The sequence below is a fragment of the Ercella succinigenes genome, from assembly GCF_900002895.1.
This window is the reverse complement of sequence record NZ_CDHP01000043.1, coordinates 24,684-42,502: the sequence shown is the minus strand read 5'-3', so window position 1 is coordinate 42,502 and position 17,819 is coordinate 24,684. Positions and strand designations below refer to the sequence as shown.

Genomic DNA, 17,819 nt, shown 5'->3' with positions numbered 1-17,819 from the left:
ATTAGTTGTAGCTTCTTCAAATAATTGAACAGAAACTATCGCTAGACACATAGCACAAAACATCCCACCAAAAAGTTGTATATATGCACATTTTATATCACACAATTATAATAAGAAACAAAAACATCATGAAATTACCATTCATAATTACAAATTATACACATAACCCTCTCTTGTAACAAGTCTGCTGTACAACCTAAAATTAAAACATGGAATTCCTAACTAGTCAGATAGCCCAAAGGAGGAAATTAACATGAGAAAATCATTCATTTGCCCTACTAAGTATATACAGGGAGAGAATGAGATATTAAATCTAGGATACTTCGTTGAATCATTTGGTAAATCAGGTTTATTGATTGCACATAGAGATGATGTAAATCGAGTTAAGTCTCAATTGACTAAAACGGCTAAATCTCACGATATAACTTTTGTCGAAAGCGAATTCAGTGGGGAATGCTCACGTGAGGAAATCGCCCGTCTCAAACAAGTAGCTGATGAGAAAAAATGTGATTGTATTATTGGGCTTGGTGGCGGAAAAGCGATTGACACTGCCAAATGTGTTGCTGAGGGCGATGCACTAATTATTGTCCCCACAATTGCAGCTACAGATGCACCCACAAGCCATTCTGCAGTTATCTACACACCAGACGGATCTTTTGAAGACTATGCTTATTTCAAGCAAAATCCTAATGTTGTTCTAATCGATACTACCGTTATTGCCTCTGCTCCTACAAGATTCCTTGTTTCCGGCATGGGGGATGCACTCTCAACCTATTTTGAAGCACGTGCCTGCGCCAAGTCTTTTGCAAATGTTAATGCCGGACTGCCTTGTGGTGCAAATCAGGATGAGAATCTTAAGTCAGTTGGTACTAATACAGCTCTTATACTGGCCAAGCTTTGTTATCAGACTCTGCTGGATGATGGTTTGAAGGCTAAACAAGCATGTGACTGTAATAGAGTCACTGCTGCACTAGAAAATATTATTGAAGCAAATGTTCTGATGTCTGGTCTTGGTTTTGAAAGTGGAGGTTTAGCAGCTGCTCACGCTGTGCATGATGGATTAACAGTGCTTGAGGGTACACATCAGTATTTCCATGGTGAGAAAGTAGCTTTCGGAACTCTGGTTCAATTGGTTCTGGAGAATGCTCCTTCTGTTGAAATTGAGCAAGTACTTGATTTCTGTCTGTCTGTAGGCTTGCCCATATGTCTAGAGGATATTGGTGTTGACAAGATTACGGATGATCAGTTGCAGCAGGTTGCTGAGAAAACCTGTATACCTGAGGAATCGGTGCATAATATGGCTTTTCCCATCACCACCGATGCTGTTGCTGCAGCAATAATTGTTGCAGATCAAATTGGTCGAGAGTATAAGACGGAGATAAAACAATGAAAAAGATTATTAACAAACCAGAAAACACTGTTATCGAAATGTGTAAGGGGATTGTCGATGCGCGGCCAGATCTAAAACTGGACACCAGATATAAATTCATATGCCGCAATAACCTGAATACCGATAAGGTAATTCTCATCAGCGGCGGCGGCAGCGGACATGAGCCAGCACATGCTGGTTTTGTAGGTGAAGGTATGCTTGATGTTGCTGTATGTGGCGATGTCTTTGCATCACCTTCAACCATACAAATTTATAATGCAATTGTAGCTTCTAAGAGCCAAAAGGGAACCCTACTTATCATCAAGAACTACTCAGGCGATTGCATGAATTTTGATTCGGCTGCTGAGATGGCTGCAGAAGATGACGATGTAAACGTGGCAAAAGTCTATGTAAATGACGATATCGCAGTGCAAGATAGTCTCTATACTATTGGCAGGAGAGGTGTTGCTGGCACTGTGCTCGTCCACAAAATTGCCGGTGCAGCTGCCGAAATGGGCAAATCACTTGAAGAGGTGAAACTCATAGCTGAAAAAGTTGTCAAAAACTGCAAGTCGCTCGGTTTCGCACTTAACTCCTGCACAGTCCCGGCAAAAGGCACGCCCACTTTTACCCTAGGCGAATCTGAGATGGAATATGGTGTCGGCATCCATGGTGAGCCAGGTATTGCGCGGATTCAGCTGGAAAGTTCAAATGATTTGGCAACAAGAACTCTCGACAAACTCTTAGCAGAAATGAAACTGCAGGAGAATGAAGAAGTTGCCGTCATGATAAACGGCTTAGGTGCTACACCCCTTATGGAGCTATATGTACTCAATCATGATGTCACAAGCATTCTCAAAGATAATAATGTAAGTATTTTCAAGACTTATGTCGGCAACTATATGACTGCAATCGACATGGCAGGAGCATCAATAACATTGCTAAAAGTCGACGAAGAATTGAAAAAATATTTGCTAGCTCCTTGTTTCTCGGAAGCAGCACTTAATTAAGGAGGCCTACATGCCGGTTAATATATCGGAAATTATTAGAAATGTTGAATTGATGTGCCATATAATAATTAAAAACGAAGTCTATTTCTGCGAACTGGATTCAGCTGCAGGTGACGGTGACTTTGGAATGTCTCTGGCAAAGGGATTTAGGGAGGTGCTGAATTATTTACCCTCTGCCAATACCGAAGACATTGGAGCTTTCATAAGCGATTGTGCTATGGTAATTTATGAGAATTGTGGTGGTGCATCAGGCCCTATCTGGGGCTCTGGTTTTAAAGCTGCTGCACGCACACTCGCCGGTCAAAGCGAGCTAAGTGATAAAGAAGTTGTAGAAATGTTTGAACGAACAATTGCAGGGATACAAAAAAAGGGCGGTGCTCAGCTAGGAGATAAAACACTGCTCGATGCACTAATACCTGCAGTTGCATCGTTGAGAGAAAATGTCGCAAAGGGCGTTTCTCTAAGTGAATCATTTAAGGAAGCAGCAAATGCGGCAAAAGAAGGAGCCGAGGTAACAAAGTCCCTTGTTGCAAAAAAAGGAAGAGCAACTTATCTAGCAGAAAGGAGTATTAGTTATCCAGATGCCGGTGCAATGGCTATTTCTATCATAATGAGTGAGATGATTGAAAATTAATAGATTAACCTCAATAATTATTCAATTAGCTTAATCAACTCGATGTAAAAAAAGATCAATAAATAACATATGTTAATTTTACGAAGGAGATTGAAGATGGAGCACACAAAAAAGAAACCAACCATTTGGTTGTTGATTTCAATAGCATTGATGATATTCAGTATGGTATTTGCATCCTCAATTCAAAATTCATGGGGAAACGTCACAGTTAAAGATTTGAATTGGGAAACCCAACCCGGTTTTACTCTAAGTGGTTATCTTTTTGTTCCCGATGGAGTTTCTGCCGATAATAAGGCTCCAGCAATAGTTGCCAGTCATGGAATGTTTAACAATCGCGAAATGCAAGACGCCAATTTTGTCGAACTTTCGAGACGAGGATTTGTTGTGCTTGCAATAGACATGCCTTCACATGGACTTTCTGAGAACACTCCCAATATCGGTGGTGTCTTAAACGGAATGTATGAAGCGGTAAAACTGCTCGCTTCTCTGGACTATGTTGATGCAGACAGTATAGGCATTACCGGTCATTCTTTAGGTGGCTGGTCCTGTAACACTGCCGTAACAGCAGATGAAGAAATGGGAACAAACTTGATTTCTGCTGTTTTACTGAACTGTTTTGAACCTATTTATACAAATGACGATGAAGAATATTTCAATTTATATGGGAATAGAGATGTAGGAGTCGTTGCAGCTCAGTATGATGAGTTTTTCATGTCACATACCGGCGAAGACGGAAATCCTACTGCTCCCAGAGATTATGTAAAATATGATTATGCACAATCCTTTCTTCATTTTGGCAACGACCCTTCAGCATTAGAAACACGTTTATCCGAGACAATTTATCGTGAGAAAATCGATGGAAAAGAAACAATTCGTGTAATCTATAACCCTGCCATCACACATCCTTGGTCACATTTTTCGAAAATAGCCACAATGAACACCATAGATTTTTTTGAAGAAACAATTGGGGCACCTAATCCTATTCTATCCACCAATCAGGTTTGGCAATGGAAAGAGTTTTTTAACTTGTTAGGATTTGTAGGATTTGGTATCTTTATTGTTAATTTCACCGTTCTAATGATTTTCACTAACTTCTTTTCATCTTTGAAAGCAAAAAAACTTGTAGAGCCGCAAAAATTTGTAAGTGGTGGCAAATCATGGTTCTGGGGCAGTCTAATTGTTGGAGCATCATTTGGAGCTCTGATATTCTTACCAGTAATGAACAATGTCAATTCATTCACCTTTTTTAAAGATCCTTGGCCTCAAAGCTCTCCTTGGGGAATTGGATGTTGGGCTGCAATTTCAGGCATTTTCATGATTATTTGTCTCCTTGCCAGCTATTATTTCAATGCCAAAAAGAAAGGCATAAGTCTATCTTCCATGGGTATGAAAATGAACTTAAAGAATGTTGGCAAAACTGTTCTACTAGCCTTAATAGTTGTGGTAGTATCCTACAGTTGTGTTTTCTTTGCCGATTTCTTCTTCAAGACAGATTTCCGTATTTGGCTATTGGCTGTTAAACCATTTGATTCCAGAACGGTAACTACTGCGCTATTCCCTTATGCGGTATTATTCTTAATATATTTTGTTGCAGTATCAGTAACAACTAACACGTTGAATTATAACAAAGTCGGTATGAAAAACGGCAAAGGAAAATGGATTAATACAGCGATTATTTCTCTTTTCAATACTCTTCCTGTTTTGATTCTTCTATCAATTCAATACTCCAAATTCTTTTTAACAGGAAACATGGTATGGACGGATCCAGGAAGCATGTTCGTTCTTTGGTTAATTTCCGTCGCTTTCTATATACCATTAACAACAATCATAACAAGAAAAATTTATAGAGCAACTAATAATCCTTATTTAGGCGGAATAATAAACGGACTAATAATGACACTTATATTCTGCTCTAACACTTTAACTTGGGCATAATTGCCAAATTAAGTCTATAGTCTTCTGCCATTTATACTCTTAAAATCTGGTAAAAATAATTTGTGAAGCGAAAGAAAATTTAAAAACATCTTCGAAAATTACTAGATTGCAAAATACACCTCTAATTTTGACTAAACATCAATTTCCAGAGGTGTATTTTTTCTGAAAGCTAAAGCATAAATAGCATTGGCAAAAGCTTCTATCTCGGGTAAAATTACCGATTCAGGCAATCTGACAATCGAAAATTCATGTTTATATGGACCGCCCTCGAGTGCAAATTCACATAAACTGCCTGCTGACAGCTCTCTTTCCACCACCGCGCGATACATGAAGCTTACACCGATATTTGCTTGGACAAGCTCTTTGATTACAGCAAACTGGCTGATAACAATAGTGTTTTTAAAGGCCGCAAGACTATAACTGCGTTGTTGCAGAATCTGCTCAAAAATCTCTCTTGTACCTGAGCCGGATTCTCGTATAACTATTCTCTGCGGCAAAAGCTGATCCAGCCTTACATGTGGCAGTAACGCAATAGGATTATCCGGGCTGCAAACACCGATAAAATCTTCATCTTGATATAAATCATGATGATATTTCTGTTTGTCGAAATTACCTTCAAGAAATAGCAGATCAAGAGTTCCCTGATCCAGTTTACTAAGCAAAACGCTTGTATTATCTACAGTCAACTCCAAATCATATTCAGGATGCAGCTTGATAAATTCTGCTAAAGGTTTGGCGATTACATAATTCCCTATAGTTTTTGTCGCACCTAATCTGAGCAGCGGTCTTGCCGGATCTTCGCTCATAAGTTCGGCTGCAACTCTCCTGCTGTTTGCCCTCATTATTTGTGCCGCTCTGATAAGACGAGATCCAGCCTCGGTGATATTGAGCTTTCGCCCTGTCTGCTTGAAAATTTTGCAGTTGTACTGTTTTTCAAGATAACGAATATGCTGTGATACTGCTGGCTGGGTTATGTGAAGAAGCCCCGCTGTTTTTGTATAATTCAGAGTTTCACTCAAAATAAGCAGGGTTTCTATTCTGTAGTCGAGCATTGTCTTACCTCACATATATCATAAGTATTATTTATCATTATATAATTAATAATAATTTGATTTTATGCCAAACTAAATTTAGAATCAACTGTGTTAGATATCTCAAACCTCTTCGCCGGCGATTTGGAATTAAAGAATATGGAAGAGGGTATATATAAATGAGCAGGAATTTGCAAATGGCAGGAGGAATAGCAGCAGCAGCTCTACTTGCTGTTTTTGCCAACTGGATTAGCGGTATTATCTCAGGAAACATAATAAGCGGCGGCGTTTTCGCAATGTTGATAGGCATGTTGTTTTATCCACTGATAACAAAAAAGCTTAATTTTCAGGCAGGTTTGAATTTCGTTTCAAAAAAAATTCTCAAACTTTCAATCATTCTTATGGGTGCGACACTGAGCATGACCCAGGTTATGCGCACCGGCAGTTATTCGCTTATAGTCATGGTGTTTACATTGATCACTGCCTTCGGTCTTGGTAATATTGCAGGCCGCTTTTTTGGTATGAACTGGAAACTCTCTAATCTGATATCTGCAGGCACAGGCATTTGCGGCGGCTCAGCTATCGCGGCTATTTCGCCAGTTATTGATGCCGATGATACAGATGTCGCTTATGCTATTTCGGCAACCTTCATCTTCGATGTGTTAATGGTTGTGCTTTTCCCTGTATTAGGCAGAGCACTGAATATGAGCGATATGAATTTTGGCCTCTGGACAGGTACAGCAGTCAATGATACTTCATCAGTTGTTGCCGCCGGTTACGCTTATTCCGACGCTGCCGGTCAGTTTGCGACAATAGTTAAACTTACCAGAACTCTCTCCATAGTGCCAATTGTAATTATTTTCTCATGGGTATCAAAGTATAAATCCATAGAAAAAGATAGCAATAATAAAAATGCCGACGTCAAAATCGGCAAAATATTTCCCTGGTTTATTTTGTTTTTTCTCAGTATGGTAGCTATCAGGACAAGTCTTGATTTCGCAGCTGAGAGAATAGCTGCCACAACGTCTGTCGGATCTGCTTATGGAACTGTCTCAATCTGGCTGACAAGCGCCAACATAGCAGACACAGCCGCAAACTTTGCTGCCATCAGCAAATTCGCTATGGTAATGGCACTTGGAGCAATTGGTCTGAGTACCGATTTCGCGAAACTTGCCAAAAGCGGATTTAAACCCATGCTTCATGGGTTTATCATCTCGGCAGCAGTCGTAGTAGTATCTTTTTTTGTACAAGCATTGCTCGGTCAGGTTTGAGAAAATAGACTGAGGTTATAATAATTTATGCTAGACCCAACCGACAAAAATTTATCGATAGTGTCGTAAAACCCCTTGCTTTAGCTATGGGGAATGTCAACGCAACCAGTACACAATATGCTAATCAAGTGAAACGTATTTTGTAGTGTTTCCTCGTCCAGATTTTAGGAGCAGATTTTTTTCAGTCATTTTCTTCAGCAGACGATTAGCCGTTGGGATATTACGACGTACAAACTCTCTTTTAGTGGTATTAAAGGTCAAGTTTTGTTCCAATGAACGCATTTCTTCGAAGCTATCACCATCTGTTGCTATTATCATGCGACGAATCGCACTATCTGTCGCCGGTACGGACGAATACCCTTGGCGAACATAGACACCTTCGGGGCGTAGCCCTTTTTTGGCAATGTAATATGGGCGCTCAGTGCTGCGTTGAATATCTACAGCAACTATTTGTTTCCCTTCTGATTCTTGAGTTTCATGAGGAGGTGCTTTTAGTGAATAAAGCAAGAAATAAAAGCATGGATAAGTTATGAATTATACTAATTATGGTTTAACGCTTACTTTTCAATCAGTGTTCATTGCCGGTCAAATCTGGAACCCGTGACAAGAGAAAATCAAATAAATTTAAGTGCCTGATTCCTTCTTCTGACAAATCATACTCATCCATAGAGATGATGTACCTTGTGTAAGCATCAGGCAATCCAGCAAAAGCTCTTTGTTCACGCTTTCGAGTCTGCTCATCCATGATTGTCCAGGAGACTTGAATATAAGACCTGTTTTTTCCCTTCTGCACCATGAAGTCGATTTCTGATGTGCCATTTTTACCTGTCAGCACTGAGTATCCTCTGCGAACAAGTTCAAGATAAACAATATTTTCCAGAATGTGTCCACGATTCGATAGATCAAGCCCGATCATCTGATTTCTTATGCCGGTATCAACACAATAGTACTTCCCGTTTGTACGAAGTCTGGCTTTGCCTCTTATATCAAATCGTTCGCAATGATAGAGTAAATAGGCATCACACATGAGCTTCAGATAATTGTCAACTGTATCAGATTTAACTGAAGAACCTTCAGACTTAAGGGCATTAGCTATGTTATTAGCCGAAATGCTGCTACCAATATTTTCGAAAACAAATTTAGCTACTTTGAAAAAATTTCCAGGATCCCTGATTTGACCGTGCATTATGATATCACGGGTGAATATTGAGTCAAACATGCCTTGATTGATAATTTGTTTCAGTTCTGGATTCTGATTCAGAGCTGAGGCAGGGAAAGATCCGTTAATGATGTATGCATCAAAGTCAGACGCCTTGAAATCTAGCCTTGGAACATCTTTAAAATCTAAATACTCACCAAAGGACAAAGGATATACTTTAATCTCTAGATATCGACCAGCCAGATACGTTAAATACTCACCAGAAAACATTCTAGCATTGGAACCGGTCAGATAGATATCAACGTTAAATGAGGCATGCAGGCTATTAATCACTTTAGCCCATTCCGGCATTTCCTGAATCTCATCAATCAACAAATAAGTTTTTTCAGCATTCTGACAGGTCTTTTTTACCAGATTATGCAAAATATCCTGATTTTTATATTGCTCGTCTTCGTACTTCTCAAAACTGATTTCTATCACGGCTGATGCATCAACACTATTATTTAAGAGCCATTTTTTAAACATTTTCAGGAGCGTGGATTTACCTGACCGTCTGACACCCGTCAACAGTTTTACAAAATCTGTATCAATTGCTTGTATTAGTTTGTTGAGATACTGACTTCTTTCTATCATTAATTCTCTCCTACAACGGGATAAAACTATCATATCACATGTTTTTACCATTATACAGGTAAATATATTGCAAAATAATCTTTTATAAGTGAAACAATGTTATAAATAAGGTTCGACTGGTGTAAATGTTAATCTAAAACTAGGTCTCTTCCTTCTGATTTTTCTAAGAAAATATCTCTGAGTAGTTCTAACAGTTCCTCAAGATCAGTTCCTTTTATTTCTAAATTCCTTAAATCTGGTTTATCATTGACAATCATCTTTGCAAATTCAATTATATCTTTTTGAATTTCTTCTGCAGTTTCAACTTTGCTGGAAGGAACCACATTCGATAAAAGCCTAAAGATATCATTTTTATGCTTACGAATGTTTTTTGAATCCACTTTCTCTCCGGCTTCTTTTCTTTTTTTCATATCCAGCCAGGCTTTAATTTTGAAAAGAATGACGGTTTCAATTTCAATAATGGAGTAACCATCCACTGTTCGTTTACCTTTCACCAACGAATCGTAATAAACGTCATTTAGCAGTATTGCAGAAAGACTGACAATGCTTTCATCGATGTGGATCGGCGTTAACCCGGTATCAAATTTCAGATCTAAATTACTAGGTTGTCTGCTAAACAGCTCGATCATTTTGGGAAAAGATGCCTCCTTCGGTTTCGTAAATCGATAGAATTGATGCTCACCTTCGCTCTTCTCACGATGTTCATAACCACCATCTTCAATGAATTTCCAGAAAGTCTCTCCAAAAGATGAATCGAGAGCCTCGATAATCAGTACCATATCTAAGTCCTTAGTGGCTCGAAATGGTGCTCCCAGTTCATCCATAAGAAGATCACAGGCTGTGCCACCTATAAAAACATATTGATTGGTATAATCTCCAAAATATTCTTTAAACTTCTCTAGCCCGTGTACCATAGCTCACCTCGCAAAGCCTCTTCTAGTGCTTGCTCAACCCTTTCATCAGTTTCTTCCTTCAAAGATGCGTATAAAGACAGTAAATCCACATGCTGGTTTTCTGCAAACAGTTTAGGGTCATAATCCCAAAGTTGAAGTTCAACCAGCTTCGTATCTTTAATCAAATCCTTGTTCCTAACAATTTCTAGTTGTTCTTCATTGAGCTGTTTTTTATCTATTGCCATAACTGGGTGATCGGGCGTATTGATCATGGATAACCCTGCCAGTGCGTCAAGCCCGGCATTTAAAGCGCCTAAAGGTTTTGTTCTTGTATAGATGGTTTTTCTCACTGGTGTTTTAAGATATTTCCTTCCATTCAGAAAATAGTCTGGATCCGGAATTCTTTTATATTCCTTGCTTCTTCCTGTCTTTCCTCCAACCTCATAAGTGATTATATTCGCGTGGTACAGTTCGTTGAGCGCCCTGGAAGCTGTCATATAATTAAGCCCCATCTTCTCTGCGAACCTGGTCATATTCACCACTTCATCTTTATGATACAAAAAGTACAAATACGCAATCTGTGCAGGTGTTGTAAAGCGTTTTACTTCTTGCTGGGCTTGTTCTTGTGCCTTTTTCAAATCAAGTCCTAAAAATGGCAAATACATCTGTCCATCTTCAATGACGAAAGCGATTCTCTTTTCGATTAAACTTCTTCTTCTATACCTTGAAAGGCTCTTATAAAATAGAACCACTTGACGTTCTGAGATATTCTTAATTTGTTTAATGTGCTTTTGTAGCTGATCGATATTCGGTGTCTCATGAAGAACCTCCATTAAAACACATTGCGTTTCAAGAATCTTCATGTCATAAAAACGATAGCTATTTCTTAAAAACAGCGGAAAATGATTCTTCTTATCCCAAGGCTTCAAGGTTAACTGTTCATCAATATTTTCCTTCAAGTAAGGCTCAGCAGCCACAATCAATGAAATCACCTCCTAATATAACATTTACACTTTAAATATATCACCTTTTTTGTTAAATTGTAAGTTAATTTGTTATATTAAGTTTAATTTAACTATTTTACTTTTAATCTAACATCTTTGGTGTTACATTGAGAAATATGGATTTATATTGCAAAGAAACTTTTCCCTTTTACTGAGCAAAACAAAAAGCCCGCCACATTGTGATGAGCTAAACATTTTTAATGTATTGAAAGATTTTCTGCATAAGAAAAGGAAATGGTACAATCAGCTCTAATTAACATTTGCAGAAACCATTTAGGATCTGAATTGATTTTTCTTAATACATCGTCATGAGCACGATCCTGGGCTTGATGGTTTTCATACGTTGTAATTGTAGCTCTTTCCCAGTCTAGGATTTCTGAAAAGTCCTTTTTAATACTTCAACCTCATCTTCATCAGGAAATAATTGTCCAATAGTATATCTATTTGTATATTTCTTATTACGACCCTGATCAATATTTCTGTCTTTTTGAAAATTAATGGTAACAGAACCACTCTTAATTGCATATTTTAACCTATCTATATAGGTCTGAACTTCAAGTTTTGATTCTTTTCTTTTAATTTCTGTTATCTTGCCCATCTTTGCGTTAGCTATGGGGAATGTCAACGCAACCAGTACACAATATACTAATCAAGTGAAACGCATTTTGTAGTGTTTCCTCGTCCAGATTTTAGGAACAGGTTTTTTCCAGTCATTTTCTTCAGCAGACGATTAACCGTTGCAGGGCTGACATCCAGTAATTTTTCAACAGCAATCTTAACTGTGTGTGCACTGATCGGACAATAGAAGTCCAAGATTTGTATATATACCATTCGAATCAATAATTTTCACCATCTGTTGCTATTATCATGCGACGAATCGCACTATCTGTCGCCGGTACAGACGAATACCATTGGCGAACATATACACCTTCGGAGGCGTAGCCCTTTTTTGGCAATGTAATATGGGGGGCAGTGCCACGTTGAATATCTACAGCAACTATTTGTTTCCCTTCTGATTCTTGAGTTTCATAATGAATAAACATTGTCAGATCGCGCTTAATCGTATCACAAACCATGTTGCTGCAGAAATCAGCAGATTACTTTTTTATAGTCCGTCAAGCTTTTAACCGCTTTAATATCTTTGGTTCATTTATTTTTTCATTCCATATGCCACCAATTCCTTGCGGAACGCTCTTCGCCGGAAATACTCACTTTTATATCTCTCCATAATGTGCATCTTAGCGTCAAGAATACCAAGAGACTCCTGTACTTCTCCAAATGCAGCTATAAAAGAAGCACACTCTCCATAATAGTTTCTGTGATTTCCTTCCATAATCCCAGTCACTCTGCCAGCAATCCATTTTTCAATTCTATCTAACCATTTCTTTGTTTCCACTGCTGTCAGTTGTACGTCTTTCTTCCATGAATTGAAAAGCTGTGAAAACAATTCATTATCCTCTAATTTGGAATTAATTTCCGTTCCCTGATAAAACTTATCAGCAGATATTTCACAGGCAAACTTTGCCCTGCCTTGCATTGCCTTCATACCATCCCGAAATTCTTCTCCTTGAAACAACAGCAAAAGCATAAATGCCAGACCCTGCTTCATAAACGTCGATGACCAACCAAGGGTATTCTTTTCATTCATACCTACAGAGTACATCCTTTCAAACTGTTCTTCAAAAAACAGCATATTACAATAGCCCTCTCGATAAAGATGATTTTCTTTCTCGGCATTCATGTCGTATGAAAGACTTTTATCTTGATTTTTCGTTTCCTGATAAAGAAGTGCTATTTTGCTCCTGATTAAATACGAAGATGGGATTTTCTCCATTGCTTCTATCCCAATTTGAAACATGCTATCACTTTCATCAGAATTTAGTTTTATCTCTAAAAACTGCTGATACAATGAAGGGTGCTCCGTCACATATTTTCTTGCATTTTCCAATAGACAGCTTTCATCCTGAATCATTGATTGAGCTTCTCTTAATAATTTACCCACTGATTTACTTTTTTGTGTGCCAAGATATTCTATCCACATCGGTAGAAAGGTATCAAACTGTGGAAGTTCATCATTTCCAGATTGCATGATATCTTCAAACTTCACATCATCACATCTAAAATTGTTCATCATACAATATATTTCATCTGCTCTGTCTTCCAGCTGGTTTCCCATATAGGCAAGATATAAACATTCCTTTACAAAGGGAATATACGCATACCCTAATAAATTATATTGATCTAACTCATACATATATAAAGGGGAGCCATTATAATCACAATAATCCCCGCCCGAAGAAATCTCCAATACGGATAGTATTTTAGAAAGTTCATATCCCTCTTTATATAATTCCCTATCAACGCAGGTATGAATTAATTCCATTGCTTCATCAATATCATTCAAAATCCCCTTGGGGTCAGAGAAGAGAATCTCATCCACATCACTATTGTACCAGTCATCCCACTCTTCATTATATTCACTTTCTAAAAGACGATCTGCAGAGTTGATTTGTATTAATCTCTCTTTAATGCTTTCTATGTTAAGTATTGTTTGAGATATTCCATCATCAATGTCTTTATAGCAGGATTCGCTCTCTGATATATTTTCATAAGATTTTATCAATTGCAGCAAATTATTTCTTCTATTTTCAGGCCACGTTCTTGCTATCTCGTGGATTATCATTTCCATATTTTCATGGCTTAAATTCTTTGAAAGTGCATCCACTTCTTTGAGAAATTTAGGCAACGTCATTCGCTCATTATTCATTTTTTACCTTCCATCGATTTCAGCTCAGTATACTCCAAACTACCTCTTAACAAAGGCACTCACAGTTTTCTTCAGCTCATCACTGAACTCTGCAAGATCCTGAAAGCTAATTGCGCCGTCATTTATAAGTGAAACAATGTTATAAATAAGGTTCGACTGGTTCATTTCTAGTTGAACACCAGTTTTTTCCCTATCTGCCTTTATTCTCCTGTCCAGCCTCTCATCAATTTCGGATTTTCATTCAATTTCAATTATTTTCTTTAAAATAGGCAACTGTAAAATTTTTCTTTTAAGTTCAAAAGTACAATCGTACTTTCTTATCTTTACTTTTTCTTTTATTTTACCATTTACAGGTATGAAATTAGATATTCGCTTTCTTACTGACAGGCTGGACGAAGCATATATTCTTGTAAGACTCAGCAGCAAAAAAGAAAATTATCCAAATCTTGAAGAGCCTCTTTTAGCTCTAGATTTTTCTCGCTACGTATCATCCTCTCCAAAAAGATCGCATCTTCATCAGTAGATTCTGCTTCAATATCATACGACAATTGCAACAACTCCCATAGCTGTCTGCTTTTTTTTGATTTATGGCTCATACAGTATTGCTCAATTAGTATCCTCGAGTATTCATTCATTTATCGATCCTCTTTTGAAAATTTTTTCTTGATGCTACTTCTTTGTCAATATCTGCAATCAACGAATTTCAATATGCACGTCTTTTTCTAAGCTATTAGCAATTTTAATCAAAAAGTCTAGAGAAGGATTGTAAGATCCACTTTCAAGTCTAGAAATATTAGACTTTCTTGTTCCAGCTCTTTTCGCCAGCTCTTCTTGTGTCATTTTCATGCTTTTTCTCGCTTCGATAATCTGTGAGATCAATTCATACCTCGGCTTTAACTTGTTGTATTCATCTTCAAATTCAGCATCTTTCGTAAGTTGTGCTTTGATGACGTCAAACTTTACTCCAGCAGATTTTGTTTTAATATCCATCTTACTCATCATTATACCTTCTTTCATAATCTTCTTTATATTGCCTAGCTCTATCGATTTCTCTTGCAGTCGTTTTATTCGTTTTCTTTAAAAAACCATGGAGCAAGACAAACCTACTACCAGTGTATGCAAAATAAAACACTCTGGAAATATCCGTTGAGAACTTTACACGCAATTCAAAAATACTCTTATTATTTTTCCCTTTTATCGACTTTGTATGCGGTTCTCTCAGGTCAGACCCCTGATCCTTTAAAAGCTCAATTTCTCGAAAAGTCTTAGCACTTAATTTTGGAGGTAAGGTCTCTAGGAAATCTCGTACTGGTACTTCCCCATTTTCTTTTTGATAAAATTCAACATCGTATGCCAACCTATATCTCTTTAAAAGAATGCTTCTTTTGACTATATGTTATCATATACGATAACACGCATCAATTGTTTTTTATGAACAATGGCATATTAAAAAAAGCTTCGGCTTTCTTCGCACGACATCAAAAATAAAACCAGTGGTTGGAACGTATTTGCGGGTGCATGAGACGAGACGGGAAAATCTATATAGGCAAAGACTTAACAGGCACATTGAATTATTTTGGTAGTGCCAACAGCAAACTAATTGAAAGAGACTTTTCTAATGAAGAAAAACGGGATTTCACAATCAGGAAAGAAATCTTATGGGAATCAGACGATGCAATCGACAGTGAAGTTAATAGATTAGAAGTATAGTTTATTAAACTTCATATTCTATCAGAACCAATAAATTTACCTTCTATAAATTTCGACCTTGATATTGAAATGTTATAACAAAAACCGTGTTAGTCTTTTCATCTATCCTGAAAATAGCTACATAGTTATCAACGAGTAACTGTCGATAGCCTTTATCCGCATATCTTCCTTCTATTCTTATTTGGTGCGACTCTGGAAAAGCAGCTAAACTTAAAATAGTTTTTTTCAATCTATCAAGTTGATTTTTTGCAGTTTCAGGGGCAAGTTTTTGTAAAGCAATATACTCATAGATGTTATCTAAATCGCGTATTGCTTTTGGATTAATTTTGACTTTGTACTTATCCAAAATGTTTTTTCTCCAATTCTGCAAATACAATGTCAGCATTTACGGCTTCTGCGCCATTCGCGATTTCTTGCTCTGATTCGAAAATAGCTTGGTCAATTCTATTGGACTTTGCAAACCTGTCGTACAATTCCGCACTCATTACAACAAGATCGCTATATCCGTTTTTTGTAATAAAAATCGGTTCTTGCGCCTTGTGTGCTAATTCTGAAATTTCACTTGTATTACGAAGGTTCTTTATTGGCATTATAAATGGCATAATAATCAACTCCTTTTATGGCACAATTATAGCATAATTGTGTTGAAAACGGTAGTTGTTGTAGTCAACTCTTTACGAATTACATATTCAGTCATAGAAAAAAAGAGCCTGTTAATGAACAGTAAGCGTCCGACAAAATACGTATTGACAGCTAAGGCGCCTTCAATCATTTAACACTGCATTTTGCAGTCATGAAATCACTTTTAAATAAGTTTATCTCGTTTCTAGTCCTACTGAACTGGAAAACCCACTAATATTTCGTCTCAGCCCGGTACATTTCAGAGCCTAGATATCTTCTTGATGGGTTTCACTATCCATCTTGGTAAAGAATAAAGCCCACCACATTGTGATGAGCTCTCCATTTATCTGTTAGAGTAATACTTTTGATTTCTGCTTGTTGGCTTGTCGGGAAGGGTCATTTTTAGAAGACCTCCTTTAATTAAAGGATTAAGTATTTTCTGTCTAAAATGACCTCTATTATTAAGCCCCATAAACTGTTGCATTTCTTCCCTTGTTCGTGGAGTCCTGCAAAACTCTAATAACCCTTTAATATCCTCATTATCTTGGTTGGTAGCTTGGACGGTATCTTGGTTGGTAGCTTGGACGGTCAACGGAATAATCGTCTTAAATACATCCCCCTCGATAAACTCTGGGTCTGCTCCTGAATAAATCCGGTTGTATTTGTATATGTTTCTAACCCCTGAGCCAAGCTCATCAACCCATCCGATCTCTTTAAAGAACTTTGCAATCTTGGGATTCTTGGGATAAGGTGAAAAATTCTCTGGATCTATCATTCCATTTCCGTGAGGCTTGTTTCCATTTTCGATATAGACTCTGTTCCTCTCTACGACCAGCTTAGCAGGAAATGGATTTGAGAACTCTCTATGAATCAGTAAATTTGAAATCGCTTCTCTGAAAATCTTATCCCTTAAACTCACACGCTGATCACCCTCGAGATAAAATTTGTCATTGAGATGCTTCGCAATAAACTGCATCAACCTTTCATAGCTTCTTAGAAGATTCACTCTAACATCATCCCGGTCATCATACCGATCGAGGTTTTCCCTTCTCAGAATTGCATCTGTCCTATAGTGTGGTAACGCTGTTTGAATCATGAGTTCACTGCCGAAAATCAGAATTCCAGCAAGGGTTATTCCTTGCTTACCCGTGCTCTGGTCTTTCAAATACATTCCTGCACTTTTCAGCAGATCAATATTATCCATTGAAACCCACGGGTGGCCGGGTCTCAAGTTTCCAACAGTTTTTCTAACCCTTGTAAACAATTCATCTTCCAGCTCATTCATGTCAGCATATGGATAAATCCTATTTTCTGTATATGTGGCTTGCTTCCTCATATACAGTGCAGATACCAGATTTGTGTTATTTGTGATATCAAAGTCACCATCTTCGTTCCGGTCAAAGATTTTCCCTTTGCAGCGATGTACCTGGGAACTCTCCGGTACGTTAATATAGAGAATAACTTTCCCGTCTACTTCTACTTCTTCCACGGCCAGATAAAAGGTAGGACTAAGGGTCTGCGGGTTATTAATCGACGTCACAAAATCCTTCTTGATTTGTTCTACTGAATCCCCATCAACACCTACGATGTCACCATTGTCTTTGACTCCAAGAAATAGCTGCCCACCATAGCGGTTCAAAAAACCACAGACAGACTCATATACGTCTTTGTTTATCTTCTTTTTGCTTTCTTTAAATTCTACAGTAATGCTTTCGCCTTGACTGATTATTTTTTTCAGATTCTCTACTTTCATATTCAACACCTTTTATGCGTCTTTATAGC

The 17,819-nt window shown here is 37.7% G+C and carries 18 protein-coding genes and 1 pseudogene; 5 read left to right on the top strand and 14 right to left on the bottom strand.

Translation table 11 applies throughout. The annotated features are described in order from the left end of the window. Positions 1 to 253 precede the first annotated feature (253 nt). The 3 genes and pseudogenes from AC0KSB_RS10655 (at position 254) to AC0KSB_RS10645 (ending at position 4,948) form a co-directional block, all read left to right on the top strand. On the top strand, positions 254 to 1,390 hold the full coding sequence (locus AC0KSB_RS10655; RefSeq protein ID WP_472309084.1) for a glycerol dehydrogenase: 1,137 nt from the start codon (positions 254 to 256) through the stop codon (positions 1,388 to 1,390). Then, positions 1,387 to 3,013: pseudogene (gene dhaK, locus AC0KSB_RS10650) on the top strand (dihydroxyacetone kinase subunit DhaK). The gene AC0KSB_RS10655 and the pseudogene dhaK overlap by 4 nt, the downstream one beginning before the upstream one ends. A gap of 96 nt (positions 3,014 to 3,109) precedes the next feature. Next, the gene (locus AC0KSB_RS10645) at positions 3,110 to 4,948 is read left to right on the top strand and encodes an alpha/beta hydrolase family protein (protein ID WP_472309082.1); all 1,839 of its coding nucleotides are present in this window, start codon (positions 3,110 to 3,112) and stop codon (positions 4,946 to 4,948) included. Positions 4,949 to 5,079: 131 nt separating this feature from the next. On the opposite strand, the gene AC0KSB_RS10640 is transcribed toward AC0KSB_RS10645, so the two are convergent. Continuing rightward, positions 5,080 to 6,000 carry a LysR substrate-binding domain-containing protein gene (locus AC0KSB_RS10640; protein WP_472309080.1) on the bottom strand — a complete coding sequence of 307 codons (921 nt, stop codon included), beginning with the start codon at positions 5,998 to 6,000 and terminating at the stop codon, positions 5,080 to 5,082. 158 nt (positions 6,001 to 6,158) lie between these two features. Here AC0KSB_RS10640 and AC0KSB_RS10635 point away from each other — a divergent pair, with 158 nt between their 5' ends. Beyond that, entirely contained in the window at positions 6,159 to 7,250 is a 1,092-nt protein-coding gene (locus AC0KSB_RS10635; RefSeq protein WP_472309078.1) for a YeiH family protein, read from the top strand. A gap of 120 nt (positions 7,251 to 7,370) precedes the next feature. Here AC0KSB_RS10635 and AC0KSB_RS10630 read toward each other — a convergent pair whose 3' ends face one another. The 10 genes from AC0KSB_RS10630 to AC0KSB_RS10585 form a co-directional block, all read right to left on the bottom strand. Next, on the bottom strand, positions 7,371 to 7,757 hold the full coding sequence (locus tag AC0KSB_RS10630; RefSeq protein ID WP_472309076.1) for an AlbA family DNA-binding domain-containing protein: 387 nt from the start codon (positions 7,755 to 7,757) through the stop codon (positions 7,371 to 7,373). 61 nt (positions 7,758 to 7,818) lie between these two features. After that, entirely contained in the window at positions 7,819 to 9,042 is a 1,224-nt protein-coding gene (locus AC0KSB_RS10625; protein ID WP_472309074.1) for an ATP-binding protein, read from the bottom strand. Positions 9,043 to 9,170: 128 nt separating this feature from the next. Beyond that, on the bottom strand, positions 9,171 to 9,956 hold the full coding sequence (locus tag AC0KSB_RS10620; RefSeq protein WP_472309072.1) for a hypothetical protein: 786 nt from the start codon (positions 9,954 to 9,956) through the stop codon (positions 9,171 to 9,173). Beyond that, positions 9,941 to 10,918, bottom strand: a complete 978-nt coding sequence (locus tag AC0KSB_RS10615; protein ID WP_472309070.1) for a MarR family transcriptional regulator — start codon at positions 10,916 to 10,918, stop codon at positions 9,941 to 9,943. Before AC0KSB_RS10615 ends, AC0KSB_RS10620 begins: the two co-directional genes overlap by 16 nt. 388 nt (positions 10,919 to 11,306) lie before the next feature. Then, a complete protein-coding gene (locus tag AC0KSB_RS10610) occupies positions 11,307 to 11,537 on the bottom strand; it encodes a hypothetical protein (RefSeq protein WP_472309068.1) in 231 nt (76 codons plus the stop codon). Between the two features lie 238 nt (positions 11,538 to 11,775). Continuing rightward, positions 11,776 to 12,015 carry a hypothetical protein gene (locus tag AC0KSB_RS10605; RefSeq protein ID WP_472309066.1) on the bottom strand — a complete coding sequence of 80 codons (240 nt, stop codon included), beginning with the start codon at positions 12,013 to 12,015 and terminating at the stop codon, positions 11,776 to 11,778. Positions 12,016 to 12,089: 74 nt separating this feature from the next. Further along, entirely contained in the window at positions 12,090 to 13,706 is a 1,617-nt protein-coding gene (locus AC0KSB_RS10600; RefSeq protein ID WP_472309064.1) for a hypothetical protein, read from the bottom strand. A 416-nt stretch (positions 13,707 to 14,122) separates the two neighbouring features. Next, the gene (locus AC0KSB_RS10595) at positions 14,123 to 14,341 is read right to left on the bottom strand and encodes a hypothetical protein (protein ID WP_472309062.1); all 219 of its coding nucleotides are present in this window, start codon (positions 14,339 to 14,341) and stop codon (positions 14,123 to 14,125) included. 58 nt (positions 14,342 to 14,399) lie between these two features. After that, positions 14,400 to 14,705: a helix-turn-helix transcriptional regulator gene (locus AC0KSB_RS10590; protein WP_472309060.1), complete on the bottom strand. Its 306-nt coding sequence runs from the start codon at positions 14,703 to 14,705 to the stop codon at positions 14,400 to 14,402. After that, the gene (locus tag AC0KSB_RS10585; RefSeq protein WP_472309058.1) at positions 14,698 to 15,063 is read right to left on the bottom strand and encodes a type II toxin-antitoxin system RelE/ParE family toxin; all 366 of its coding nucleotides are present in this window, start codon (positions 15,061 to 15,063) and stop codon (positions 14,698 to 14,700) included. The genes AC0KSB_RS10590 and AC0KSB_RS10585 overlap by 8 nt, the downstream gene beginning before the upstream one ends. A 161-nt stretch (positions 15,064 to 15,224) precedes the next feature. Here AC0KSB_RS10585 and AC0KSB_RS10580 point away from each other — a divergent pair, with 161 nt between their 5' ends. Further along, positions 15,225 to 15,416, top strand: a complete 192-nt coding sequence (locus AC0KSB_RS10580; RefSeq protein ID WP_472309056.1) for a GIY-YIG nuclease family protein — start codon at positions 15,225 to 15,227, stop codon at positions 15,414 to 15,416. A 43-nt stretch (positions 15,417 to 15,459) separates the two neighbouring features. Here the strand turns inward: AC0KSB_RS10580 and AC0KSB_RS10575 are convergent, their stop codons facing one another. The 3 genes from AC0KSB_RS10575 to AC0KSB_RS10565 form a co-directional block, all read right to left on the bottom strand. Next, positions 15,460 to 15,762 carry a type II toxin-antitoxin system RelE/ParE family toxin gene (locus AC0KSB_RS10575; RefSeq protein WP_472309054.1) on the bottom strand — a complete coding sequence of 101 codons (303 nt, stop codon included), beginning with the start codon at positions 15,760 to 15,762 and terminating at the stop codon, positions 15,460 to 15,462. Beyond that, complete coding sequence (locus AC0KSB_RS10570) at positions 15,755 to 16,018, bottom strand: type II toxin-antitoxin system prevent-host-death family antitoxin (RefSeq protein ID WP_472307668.1); 264 nt, start codon at positions 16,016 to 16,018, stop codon at positions 15,755 to 15,757. The genes AC0KSB_RS10575 and AC0KSB_RS10570 overlap by 8 nt, the downstream gene beginning before the upstream one ends. A 362-nt stretch (positions 16,019 to 16,380) precedes the next feature. Continuing rightward, positions 16,381 to 17,790 (bottom strand): RNA-binding domain-containing protein, encoded by a 1,410-nt coding sequence (locus tag AC0KSB_RS10565; protein ID WP_472309052.1) that lies wholly within the window; start codon positions 17,788 to 17,790, stop codon positions 16,381 to 16,383. Between the last annotated feature and the right edge of the window lie 29 nt (positions 17,791 to 17,819).